Consider the following 12255-nt stretch of genomic DNA (forward strand, 5'->3'; position numbering starts at 1 on the left):
AGAATGAACTACCCACCGTCGGCTGCGAGGCGGTAGCCCATACCGCGGACGGTTTCGATGGCGTGCCGGTCGAACGGGGCGTCGAGTTTCAGCCGCAGATAGCGGACGTAGACCTCGACGACGTTGGGATCGCCGTCGAAGGCCGGATCCCAGACCGACTCGAGGATCTCGGTCTTGGTGACGATGTCGCCGCGGTGCCGCATCAGGACCGGCGTCCAGACGCCGCGGCGACGGAGCTCCTCGAGCACCTTGTACCCGTTCAGCTTGGGCAACATGATGTCGAGCACGATCACGTCGTACGCGCTCTCGCTCGCCGCCCAGACCGCGTCTTCGCCGTTGTGCACGACCTCGACCACGAATCCGGCGTCGGTGAGGCCGCGGCGGACCGTGTCGGCCAGCCGCACCTCGTCCTCCACCATCAGCACCCGCATACCCCCAGTCTGACCTCGGGCCACTGAGAATCCGCTGAATGCCGCTCCGGCCGGCCCCTTCCGGCGGCGACTCAGCGACTTCTCAGCCCGACCGGGATACCGTCGAAGGATCTCGAGGGGGCTCATATGGCATTAGCAGGTCTGATCCGGGGCGGAATCGTCACGCTCGTCATCGCGACGGCGGTCGCCTGTGGCGGACACACCGCCAGGCAGGACACCAGCTCGCAGCCTTCATCGGCTCCGACGACGCCCCGTAAAGAGGTGATCAGCAAGGACGACACCTGTCCACCCGCACCGCCCGCCGAGCCGGTGCCGCCGTCACCGCACCCGGGCAAGGTCACCAAGATCCTGCTGGTCGTGCTGGAGAACAAGAACCCCTGCGCCAGCACCAAAGGCATGCCGTACCTCGCGGCGCTGGCCGACAAGTACGCCAAGGCCGGCCTGTACTACGCGATGGCGCATCCCTCCCTGCCGAACTACCTCAGCCTCGCCGGCGGCTCCACCTTCGGCATCCGCGACGACCGTTCACCGGCCGCGCACAAGCTGACCGGACCGTCCGTCTTCGGCCAGGTCCTCGAGGCCGGCGAGATCGCGAAGACCTACGCCGAGGACATGAAGTCGAACTGCCAGCTGGAGCAGGGCAAGAACGACCCGTACGCCGTCCGCCACAACCCGTGGCTCTACTTCGCCTCCGACACCGAGCGTCAGGGCTGCCAGCAGTACGACGTGCCGGCCGGGACCGTGACGGAAGGGGAGTTCCACGACGACGTCGCCAACGGGACCCTGCCGACCTTCGGATTGCTGGCGCCGAACCTGTGCGACGACGCCCACGACTGCCCACTCGGCTCGGCGAACACCTGGCTGACGAAATGGTTCGCCCCACTCCTGGCAGGGCCCGACTTCGCCTCCGGCCACCTCCTCGTCCTGATCACCTTCGACGAGGACGACAAGCACGCCGGCAACCGCGTACTCACCGTCGCGGTCAACCCTTCCCTCCACCACCTGGTCATCGGCACCCGCCTCGACCACCTGGCCACCAGCAAGGCAGTCTCCACCCTCGTCTCGGCCCCACCCCTCCGCGAAGCAGCCAAAGCCCCCGACCTCTTCACCGCCCTCGGCCTCGCCCACTGAACTCCCGCTTGCGATGGCGGGTCAGGCGGTGATGATGGCCGGATCGGTGACTCCGGCCTCACCGGTCTCGACATGACCGGCGAAGCGGCGGAGGAAGCCGTTGTCACCGGCAACGACCACCGATACGTCGTACCAGCTGTTGGTGCGGTTGAGGTCCACCTGGTAGGTCGCCTTGGTGCCCGCGCGCAGCTTCAGCACCTTCGCGCGGCCGCCGTACGCGTTGGTGATGGTGAAGGTGGCCTGGCTGCTGCCGGTGTTGGTGAGAGTCAGTTCGAGGTCGCCGTTGCGGCCGTTGTGCCGAGCGGTCACCTCCGGACCCGCGACGGGCTTGCCCTTGAAGGTGCGCAGGAAGCCGTTCGGGCCGAAGACGGTCAGGTCGGTGACGCCTCCCGAATAGGCGGTGTTCCAGCTGTCCGACAGCGTCTTCCCGGCTTCGGTCGTGTAGGTCCATGGCCCGTCCGTGCGATTGGCGGAGGTGACCAGGAACTGTGCGCCCGCCTGCTGTCCTGAGGCGAAGGTCAGCGCGAACTTGCCGGTGCTCGGCGTCGCGGCGCCGTCCACACTCGGTGCATAGGGCAACGGTCGGGTACGCCGCCGGCCGCGCTCCTGGACCGGCAGCTTGCCAACGGCCGGCGGCGTCGGCGCATAGTCGGGGTGCCGGTCGTTGTCCGGCGGCTCGTAGGCCGCGGTGTCGGGCAGCCGGTCGACCTTCGTCGTCGACCTGGCGAAGTCGAAGGCCGAGCTCAGGTCGCCGCAGATCGCGCGGCGCCAGGGCGAGATGTTCGGTTCGTGGACGCCGAACCGGCGCTCCATGAATCGGATGATCGACGTGTGGTCGAGCACCTCGGAGCAGACGTATCCGCCGGTGCTCCAAGGCGACAGCACCAGCATCGGGACGCGCTGGCCGAGACCGTACGGACCGGCGGCGTACTTCGTGCTGCCGGGGAACAGGTCGGGCTGGACGTTGACGGTGGACAGGCCCTGGTTCGCCGAGCCGGGCGGGAACGGCGGGACGGCGTGGTCGAAGAAGCCGTCGTTCTCGTCGTAGGTGACGAACAGCGCCGTCTTGCTCCAGGTGTCCGGGTCCGACGTCAGCGCGTCGATCACCTGTGAGATGTACCAGGCGCCGTAGTTGACCGGCCAGTTCGGGTGCTCGGTGAACGCCTCCGGTGCCGCGATCCAGGAGATCTTCGGCAGCGTGCCGGCCTGGACGTCGGCGCGCAGCCGGTCGAACAGGCCTTCGCCGGCCTTCGCGTTCGTCCCGGTCCGGGCCTTGTCGTAGAGCGGGTTACCCGGCGTCGCGTTGCGGTAGTTGTTGAAGTAGAGCAGCGAGTTGTCGCCGTAGTTGCCGCGGTACGCGTCGTCGATCCAGCCCCAGCCGCCCGGCCCGTCCAGCCCGTCGCCGATGTCCTGGTAGATCTTCCAGGACACGCCGGCCTGCTCCAGCCGTTCCGGGTACGTCGTCCAGCCGTAGCCGGCCTCGTCGTTGCCGAGGACCGGGCCGCCGCCGGCGCCGTCGTTACCGGTGTAGCCGGTCCACATGTAGTACCGGTTCGGGTCGGTGGAGCCGATGAACGAGCAGTGGTACGAGTCGCAGATGGTGAACTTGTCCGCGAGCGCGTAGTGGAACGGGATGTCCTCGCGGGTCAGGTAGGCCATCGTCGTCGGCGACTTGGCCGGCACCCACTGGTCGTACTTGCCGTTGTTGAACGCGCGGTGCCCGTCGGGCCAGCTGTGCGCGAGGTCCTGGATGAACTGCATACCGAGGTTGTCGGCCTCCGGCCGGAACGGCAGCACCTCCTTGCCGCCGCTCGTCTGGTGGAAGACGGACTTGCCGCTCGGCAGGGTGACCGGTCGCGGGTCACCGAAGCCGCGGACGCCGTTCAGCGAACCGAAGTAGTGGTCGAACGAGCGGTTCTCCTGCATCAGCACGACGATGTGCTCGACGTCGTTGATGTCGCCGTTGCGCCGGTGCGCGGGGATGGCGGCGGCCCTGCTCGATGCTGTTCGACATGGCGGCGAAGGCGGCGGTGCCACCGGCCAGCTGGAGGAATCTCCGGCGGTTGAGTTCTGGCATGTCTGATCTCCTCGTGGGCGGGACGGTCGGAGTGTTCAGCGCGCACGCTGCTTCCACAGCACCCTCATCTGTACAGCCGTCGGACGTCAGATGAACTGCTACTTCGGCGTGTCGTTCAGGCTGCGGCCGGGATGTCGGTGAGGGCGTAGTAGACGGGGAGGGCGACCCATTCGCCGATTATCGGGAGGTGCCCGAGTTCGAAGATCGGCCAGGCGGCTTCCTCGAGTTTCCGCCGGTTCGCGGCGATCAGGTCGGGATCGCCGTTCGTGCCCGATTGGCAGGGGCCGGCGAATGAGAATCAGCAATGGTTTGGTCGTGGCCGGACCATAACGTGCAAGAATGTACGGAAACAAGGAGGAATGTGCATGCTTGCGGCGCAGCGGAAGGACCTGATGCTGGCCCGACTGGCCGGCGACGGGCGGATCGTGGCGAAGGATTTCGCCGCGGAGTTCCACGTCTCCGAGGACAGCATCAGGCGGGATCTCAGGGAGCTGGCCGAGGCGGGCCTGTGCCAGCGGGTGTACGGCGGCGCGCTCCCGGTCTCGCCGGCGGTCGCCGACTACTCGACGCGGCAAACGGTTGCGGTGGACAGCAAGACCAGGGTCGCGGCGACCGCGGCCGCACTGATAGAGCCAGGCAGTGCGGTGATCCTCGACGGCGGTACGACGGCGTTGGCTGTGGCGCGAGCGTTGCCGCCCGAACTGGAGGCGACGGTGATCACCCACAGCCCGACGATCGCGGCAGCCCTGGGGGAGCATCCGTCGATCGAGCTGTTCATGATCGGCGGCCGGATTTTCAAGCACTCGATGGTCGCGAGCGGTGCCGCGGCGGTGGAAGCAGCCCAGGCGATCACGGCCGATCTCTTCCTCGTCGGCGTGACCGGCGTCCATCACGAGGCAGGACTCACCACCGGCGATGCCGACGAGGCGGCGATGAAACGCGCCCTCTCCCGCCGGGCCGGCGAGACCTACGTCCTCGCCAGCTCAGAAAAACTCGGCGCCGCATCGCGCTACCCGGTTCTGCCGCTGCACGACATCACGGCGGTGATCACCGACGCGAAGGCCACCAGCCGCGCAGTACAGGACCTCGAGATCGCAGGCGTCCGCATCCTCGGCGCAACCTGACCGACGCGCTCGACTGCCGAAGTACCGGTGTCCCCGACCCGCGCCCCGTCCCACCCCCACCCCCACCGACGCCCCGCCTGCGCTTGCGTCCGAAGAACTGGAGGGACGTGTGTTCCACTTCTTCGGACGTAAGGCCTTGGAGCAGATCGATGTCCCCCGCAGGGCGGGCTCCGGGGGCGTCCCGATGGGTTGGGCAAGTCGCCCGCAGCGTGATTGGGCAGTCGGCCGGCGCCAAGTTCGGCGGCGCCTGGGATGCCCCCGTCGGCCGCAGTACGGACATCTCTGTGCACCGGCTGAGCGTTCCGGGCCGATCGCACGCTCAGGCCGTGCACAAAGGCGCGGAACGTCAGCGCCGGTGGCGGCCCTTGTGCATCCGGTGAGCGTTCTCCGGCGACGGAATGCTCAGCCCGGCCGGTGCACAGAGACGCCGGACTGGGGAGAAATGCCGCACTGGGAGAGACGCCGTAGTGGGAGAGACGCCGTAGTGGGAGAGACGCCGTACTGGGAGAGACGCCGTACTGGGAGACGGGGGGGCTTGGTGGGTTACTTGGCGATGGTTACGCAGGTGGCGGTGGACTTCTTGGTGGGGTCGCTTTCCGAGGTTGCGGTCAGGGTGACTCGGCCGTGGGCGGCTGAGTTCGGGGTGTGGAGGGCTTGGACCGGGACGGTGATGCGTTGGCCGGTCTTGGCGGTGGTGAGGGCGTTCTGCAGGTTGACCGACCAGCCACGACCGTCTGCCTTCGCGGACAGCCGATAGACGTCGGCGTTGAGGTACTTGCTGACGTCCTCCGGGTGCTGGCCCGCGGGCGGCGCGGCCTTGCCCGTGTTGGTGAGCGGGAAGGTGCAGGTGGTGACACCGTTGGCCGGTCGGCCGACTGTCGGCAGCAGCCGTACGCCGCGCTCGGCCGGACCGGCGCCGTCGAGCGACTTGACCGCGACCGTGTAGGAGAGGACGCCCTTGCCGTCGCGGTGCACGTTGGTGATGTAGAAGTGCAACCGGTTGGCGGCGTCGACGTACTCGTACTCGCTGCCGGAGTTCGTCCCCGCGTGGAACAGGGCGTCCGAGAGCTGGCGGTAGTCGCCGATCGTGATCGGGACCTTCGTACCGTCGGGGAGCACGTAGTCGGTCATCCCGATGTTCTGCGGATTGGCGTCGATGACCCACTCGAAGGGTGCCGCGTCGACATCCTTGGTCTTGGCCAGCAGCACTCCGGAGTCGGGCGTGAACGAATCGGTGCCGACCCGGTCGACCACCTCGACGGTGTAGTTGTTGTAGCCACGGCCGTCGCACATCGGATCCGTCTTCGGATCACAGGCCGGCGCGAGATCGCCGCCACCGAGCTGGAGGTTGATCCCGGACAGCCCGGTGGCGCCCGGCTGGATCTCCCGGGCAGTGACGTCGGCGACCACCACGCCGGACTGGGCCAGCGCTTCGCGGTTCAACCGCAGTACGTTCTGCTCCTCGACCATGCCGAGCTTGATCTTGTTGCGCAGCATGTGTTGCGCGCCCATCGACGAGCCGCCGGTCGCGGGGATCATCCAGCGGCTGTGTGGACCACCCGGCCCATTGAACGTTCCGCGGCTCAGCATCTCCCAGATCCCGGAGTACGAGCGCCGGGGCGGTACGCCGAAGGGGTTGTTGTAGTTGTCCCCGATGCCCAGGACATGGCTCAGCTCGTGCGCGTACGTCGACATGCCAGAGCTCTCGCCCTGGGTGGTCGAGCCGCCACCGGCGTTCGGCCACAGGGACGAGCCGGCCGCCCACGAGGTCCATTCGACGTACCGGGTGTTCGACCAGTTCGGCAGGGCCGGGTCCGGCGGCCCGAAGTCGTCGGTGACGTCTTCCTTGGTCGGGAACTTCATCGACCCGAACTCCTGCCAGGTGGACGATTCGTCCTGGCCCGCGCTGAGGTAGAAGACGAAGTCGAAGCCCGCCGGGACCTGGGCACCGACATCGGCGGCCCAGGCCGCGCGCGCATCGGTCCGCAGGTTCTTGGTGCAGTTGTCACCGGCCGGGCAGGCGCTGCCGCCCTGGAACTCCATGCCGTACTCGTAGGACTTGCCGGGCATCTGATACGCCCCGAAGGCAGTGAGCTGTACGCCGTACCGGCCGCCGGAGTCCTCCATCCAGTATTCGTGGATGGTGTGGCCGCGATTCAGCGCGCCGGGCTTGTTCAGGAAGTCGCGGTAGAACGCGGGCACCTGGTCGCGCGGGATGCCGTTCGCCTCGGCGCTCGGGTTGCCGAACGGCGTCGAGTGCTTCGGCTGGGTGATCACGAACGGCTGGTTCGGGTAGTCGAGTACGACGAGCGCGCCCTTGAACGTCCGGACCGACCCGGTCTTGCTCGGGTCCGCCCAGTTCGTTCCCGGCGGCAACTTGTAGTCGGACCAGGTCATCTGGTCCGGGTTGGCCCAGTTCTGCGGGTCGATCGGGCCGGCCGCGGTGGCCAGTCGCGCGGGGGAGGCGCTCTCCTGCCACGGCTGGGTCTGCGGCCAGTTGTCGTACTGCCAGGCGTTGGCCGGGTCCGGTGGTTGCGACGGCGACGGCGACGGCGCGGCGAGCGCGAGGCTGGGGACGGAGACTGCGGCGAGTACTGCGATCAGCCGCAGCGGAAGGCGGAATTTCCGGTGGTCGGGCACGGGCGGGCATCCGATCTACATGGGCGGGAGAACGGCTTCTCACAGCTTGCCCTGCCCGCGGCGACGGCGACAGCCGATGCGGCCTGTCTCCATCGGAAAGACTTCTGGATCAAGCGCTCCGGCCCTGGGCCGCGAACTCGGTGCCGCGGGCATCGAAGAGTTCATGAACAAGAAGTCGGTCCGGCTCTGAGCCGGCCCGGGTGGAGGACCGGTTCGCGCTCCCGGGCCCCGGTGGCGTACGGTCACAAGATGCCCGTTTCCGGCAAGTTGAAGGCCCTGATCGTGTGCGAGACGTTGTCCGGTTCGACCCGGCTCGTCGCTGAGGAGATCGGGAAGGGGATCGGCAAAGGACTCGATGTCGAGATCATCGAGGTGAGCAAGGCACCGGCGCAGCTGGACGCTTCCGTTGCCCTGCTGGTGATCGGCGGTGCCCCGCAAGCATTCGGGAGCACCCGACCGACAGCGGATCGGCCGGTTCCGACGCCGGACAGCGGTCTGCGCACGTGGCTCGGCGGCCTCACCGGTACGGCGAATCTCGCCGCCGCGGCTTTCGACACCCGGCCGATGCACAGCCGGCGGCTGCCCGGGTCGGCGGCGAACGGCGTGTCGATCCTGCTCGGCAAGCGCGGCTACACGCTGGCAGCGACTCCGCACAGTTTCTGGCTCAAGGACGCCGCGGAGAACCTCGCCATCGGCGAAGCGGCTCGTGCCCGGCGCTGGGGCGACGAGCTCAACGGGGCTCTCACCAAACTCCGCAACCCCGCCCCCGCGCGCTACCGCCCGAAGGCCGGCCACTCCGGCTAGTCCCGGTCACACCTCGCGTCGGCCGGCCGCCGCGGCAACCTGTCCGATGCTGCGCTTGCTGGCCGAGCACGGGTGCGGGTAATCCCACGCACCCTCCTACGTCGGCGCTCCCACCCATCCCGGTCCGCCGTTCCTGCGTCGCGGCTGGTGGGTAGGTGCAGGCGCGCTGCGGGCGGGTGTTGTCACCAGAAGTTCTCGCCGTTGACCTTGACGGTGTGCGGTTGTCGGGGCAAGCTCGCAGAGTTTGATCTATTGGTATGAATTTGATCCATAGACCTCTCGTGAGTGCGCAACTTTGTTCCCTGTCGCCGCCCCGCTCGAAGGGAAATGCAGATGTCCGTCACGCGCAGGAAGTTCATCGCTACGTCTGCCGGTGCCGTCGCGGCCGGCATCGCGGCGGGCCAAATCGCCCCCGAGACGGCCCGTGCCGGTACTACGGGGACGTTGACCGACGCGAAGCACATCGTGATTCTCATGCAGGAGAACCGCAGTTTCGACCACTACTTCGGGACCCTGCGCGGAGTGCGCGGTTTCGGCGACCGCAGCGCGATCCAGATCCCCGGTGGTTACAGCGTCTTCAACCAGCCCAATGGTGGCGGCCGCCACTACCCGTGGCAGTTCAGCAAGACCAAGCCGGCCGGTGGTGCGGACCCGGAGCGGCTGGCACAGTGCAACGGCGATCTCGGCCACGGCTGGTCGGACCAGCACAGTGCCTGGAACGGCGGCAAGCTCGACAACTGGGTCGCGGCGAAGGCCTCGGTCCGGGCGCTCGGTCACCTGGTCCGCAACGACATTCCCTTCCACTACGCGTTGGCGGACAGCTGGACGATCAACGACGCGTACTTCTGCTCCATCCTGAGCGCAACGGGCCCGAACCGGACCTATCACTGGAGTGGCCAGATCGATCCCGGTGGCGTCGCCGGCGGACCGGCGTACGACGGAGGCGACGAATCCGGGCTCCGCTGGCAGACCTACGCCGAGGCTCTCGAGAACGCAGGAGTCAGCTGGAAGGTCTACCAGAACGCCTCCGACAACTACGGCGACAACGCGTTGGCCTACTTCGCCCAGTTCCAGAACGCGCCCGCGGGCAGTGCACTCCGCGTCAAAGGCATGTCGTCCGTACCCCGCGTCACCGGTCGTACTCCGGACGACATCCTGGCCGCGATCCGCGCGGACGTGACCGCCGGGACGCTGCCCCAGGTCACCTGGATCGTCCCCAATCAAGAGGTTTCCGAGCACCCCTACGCGACTCCGGCCGACGGCGCGAACTTCGTGCGCGGCGTGATCGAGGCGCTCAACGCCGACCCGGCCGTGTTCGACTCCACCATCCTCTTCCTCAACTACGACGAGAACGACGGCTTCTTCGACCACGTGCCGCCGCCCAGCGCCCCGGCCGGAACCGCGGGGGAGTACTGCAAGGGCGCCGCGATCGGTCTCGGCTTCCGGGTGCCGCTGCTGGCGATCTCTCCGTGGAGTCGCGGCGGCTGGGTGAGCTCCGAGGTCTCCGACCACACTTCCGTACTACGGTTCCTCGAGCGCTGGACGACCGCGATCGGCAAACCCGCGACGACGCCGAACATCAGCGCCTGGCGCCGGCAGGTGTGCGGGGATCTGACCGGGATGTTCGACTTCGCCCACCCGGTCTACGGACTGCCGAGCCTTCCGGCGACCCCGACGATCGGCTACGGCAGCTGCACCCTGTTGCCCAACCCGGCTCCGGTGGACAACGCGCTGCCGGCGCAGGAGCCGGGCACCCGACCGGCGCGAGCCCTGCCCTATCAACCCACTGCGAATCTGGACCGCCTGGAGATCGGAGCAGCAGGGAAGATCCTCGTCTGGCTCGCGATGTCCAACACCGGTACGGCGGCCACCCACCTCGCGGCGTACGCCAATGCCTACCGCACCGGCGGACCTTGGCAGTACACCGTCGGCCCGCAAGGCAGCACGAGCGACTTCTTCAACTGCGGCACCGCCTTCGGAGACGGGAAGTACGACCTGTCCGTCGTCGGCCCGAACAGATTCCTTCGCCGCTTCACGGGCAACGCCACCACAGCCGGCAAATATCTGTCTGCAAGTGCTTCGTACGCCGCGGCGCCCGATACCGGCAAACTCGCGATCTTCTTCGAACTCACCAACACGTCGACCGCATCGGTCACGTTCACCATCCGCTCGAACAACTACCGCGGCGACGGCCCCTGGACCTACACCGTCCCCGCCGGCGCCTCGACCACCGACTACTTCAACGCGATCGCCTACACCTCCGGCTGGTACGACTTCACCATCACCGCGAGCTCCGACGCCTCCTGGACCCAACGCTTCACCGGCCACCTGGAAACCAGCACACCATCGGTGTCAGGCTGACGGCAGTCAGGACCATTCCCAGGCGATGCCGATGAGGCCGCGGTCCACCGACGGTACGACGACGTGGACGCGGCCGTCCGGGCTCATCATCAGTTCACGCCGCAGGATGTCCGGCTCGCCGGAGTGATGGCGGCGGAACTCGCTGACCCGGACCGGCATCGCCGCCCGGTCGAACTTGATCTCCAGGACGTAGTGGGTGCCGGGCCATTCGTGGAAACGGTAGTAGTGCTGCGACTCGATCCCACTGCGGTCGTCGATCTCGTAGCGGACGACCGCGGTGTCGCCGACGGTCAGCATCCGGTCCAGCAACAGCTCACCCAGTACGGCGCCGTCGTCGGGGTCCCGCGCCACCCGGCCGGTGCGGCAACCGGTCACGCCGCGTGGCGCGATCAAGGTCACGTCACAGCCTGGTTCGCCTTGGTGCACGACGATCTGACGGTCGGTCTCCTTGACCGCGACCAGGGTCTGGACCACCCGCTTCGAGGTCACGCTGCGATCCGCGCCGATGACGATCTCCTCGACCACGGTGACACTACGCAGCCGGCCGTGGGCGTCCCGCCGTACTTCGTCCAGGAGGCGAGCCAGCGTCGGCGCGTAGTCGACCACGGCGTACGGCGTGGTCTCGACGATCGGCTCCGAGCGTGCCGGCGGGATCCGGACCGCCAGCCAGCCGACCGGGAGATCCAGGAGTTCCTCGAGCGCGGTGACCACCGCGAGTGAGCCGTGCCGGGGATGGCGGCTGCCGTTCTGCCACGTACTGAGGGTGGCGACACCGACGTGCAGACCGCTGCCGGCCAGTTTGGCCTGGATCCGGTTGAGAGCCAGACCCCGATTCGCGATCGCGGTACGGAGGGCGTCGGCGAAGGGCGCGTCGGGGCTGATGTCCGGGACGTGGATCCGCGCTTCGGTCATGGTCGTGATCCCTCGATGAGGCTTGGTCCGCCGTCAGTGTAAACGTTCACAGCTGGACGATGGTGACCGGCGTCACCTGCTGTTCACCGCGGGTTCGCCGTTCACACCGCCTCCGCGCGCGATTCCAGGTCCTTGTCCAGCGGTGATCGGGTGATCACGATGAGTCCCCTCACCGCCCCACAGAGGAGGACCCATGAGGAGGGTCAGGACCCGCCGTACCCGGTCATTGCTGCTGGCAATGATCATCGGGCTGGCAACGCTCGTCCCACTCGCCCCGGCGGCCTCGGCCGCGCCGGGCAGCTGGTATCTCAACCTCACCGGCCAGTCGCAGCAGAAGTCGAACTGGTGCTGGGCCGCGTCCGGCAACAGCGTCGCGACGTTCTACGGCTACAACTACTCGCAGAACCAGTTCTGTAACCTTGCCTTCGGCAACGCCCAGAACGCCACCTGCCCGAACAACCAGGCGACGCTGGGCAACGACCAGCGCGCGTTCGGCTCGATCGGGATCAGCCAGGGCAACTACGTCTCCGGCACGCTGAGTTTCAGCACCCTGGTCACCGAGTTGTCGAACAACCGCCCGGTGATGACCCGGATCGGCTGGACCGGCGGTGGCGGCCACATGATGGACATCATCGGCTACGACTCGTCGAACAGCACGATCGAGTACTACAACCCCTGGCCGGACGACCAGCGGTACAACTACTCGACCTACAACTGGTACCGGTCCAACTCGCAGTTCACCTGGACGCACTCGCTCTACCGGATCGGAGCCTGA

The 12255-nt window shown here is 67.6% G+C and carries 9 protein-coding genes; 5 read left to right on the forward strand and 4 right to left on the reverse strand.

The genetic code is table 11. The features are described 5' to 3' along the window. Positions 1 to 8: 8 nt before the first annotated feature. Complete coding sequence (locus F1D05_RS01210; RefSeq protein WP_185445451.1) at positions 9 to 431, reverse strand: response regulator transcription factor; 423 nt, start codon at positions 429 to 431, stop codon at positions 9 to 11. A 126-nt stretch (positions 432 to 557) separates the two neighbouring features. On the opposite strand from F1D05_RS01210, the gene F1D05_RS01215 reads away from it, so the two are divergent. Beyond that, positions 558 to 1562 (forward strand): alkaline phosphatase family protein, encoded by a 1005-nt coding sequence (locus tag F1D05_RS01215; RefSeq protein WP_185445453.1) that lies wholly within the window; start codon positions 558 to 560, stop codon positions 1560 to 1562. 21 nt (positions 1563 to 1583) lie between these two features. On the opposite strand, the gene F1D05_RS01220 is transcribed toward F1D05_RS01215, so the two are convergent. Further along, positions 1584 to 3599 carry a phosphocholine-specific phospholipase C gene (locus F1D05_RS01220; protein WP_246486353.1) on the reverse strand — a complete coding sequence of 672 codons (2016 nt, stop codon included), beginning with the start codon at positions 3597 to 3599 and terminating at the stop codon, positions 1584 to 1586. A 405-nt stretch (positions 3600 to 4004) separates the two neighbouring features. Between F1D05_RS01220 and F1D05_RS01225 the strand changes: the two genes are divergently transcribed. Further along, complete coding sequence (locus tag F1D05_RS01225; RefSeq protein ID WP_185445455.1) at positions 4005 to 4763, forward strand: DeoR/GlpR family DNA-binding transcription regulator; 759 nt, start codon at positions 4005 to 4007, stop codon at positions 4761 to 4763. A gap of 543 nt (positions 4764 to 5306) precedes the next feature. Here the strand turns inward: F1D05_RS01225 and F1D05_RS01230 are convergent. Beyond that, positions 5307 to 7403, reverse strand: coding sequence for a M6 family metalloprotease domain-containing protein (locus tag F1D05_RS01230; protein ID WP_185445456.1), 2097 nt, complete (start codon positions 7401 to 7403; stop codon positions 5307 to 5309). Positions 7404 to 7652: 249 nt separating this feature from the next. Between F1D05_RS01230 and F1D05_RS01235 the strand changes: the two genes are divergently transcribed. Both F1D05_RS01235 and F1D05_RS01240 read left to right on the forward strand, forming a co-directional pair. Further along, positions 7653 to 8207: a flavodoxin family protein gene (locus F1D05_RS01235; protein ID WP_185445458.1), complete on the forward strand. Its 555-nt coding sequence runs from the start codon at positions 7653 to 7655 to the stop codon at positions 8205 to 8207. Positions 8208 to 8540: 333 nt separating this feature from the next. Continuing rightward, positions 8541 to 10568: a phosphocholine-specific phospholipase C gene (locus tag F1D05_RS01240; RefSeq protein WP_185445460.1), complete on the forward strand. Its 2028-nt coding sequence runs from the start codon at positions 8541 to 8543 to the stop codon at positions 10566 to 10568. A gap of 6 nt (positions 10569 to 10574) precedes the next feature. On the opposite strand, the gene F1D05_RS01245 is transcribed toward F1D05_RS01240, so the two are convergent. Next, positions 10575 to 11480 (reverse strand): hypothetical protein, encoded by a 906-nt coding sequence (locus F1D05_RS01245; RefSeq protein ID WP_185445461.1) that lies wholly within the window; start codon positions 11478 to 11480, stop codon positions 10575 to 10577. Positions 11481 to 11673: 193 nt separating this feature from the next. On the opposite strand from F1D05_RS01245, the gene F1D05_RS01250 reads away from it, so the two are divergent. Then, a complete protein-coding gene (locus F1D05_RS01250; protein ID WP_185445463.1) occupies positions 11674 to 12255 on the forward strand; it encodes a papain-like cysteine protease family protein in 582 nt (193 codons plus the stop codon).

This window comes from Kribbella qitaiheensis, assembly GCF_014217565.1.
In the GTDB taxonomy this organism is placed as follows: Bacteria; Actinomycetota; Actinomycetes; order Propionibacteriales; family Kribbellaceae; genus Kribbella; species Kribbella qitaiheensis_A.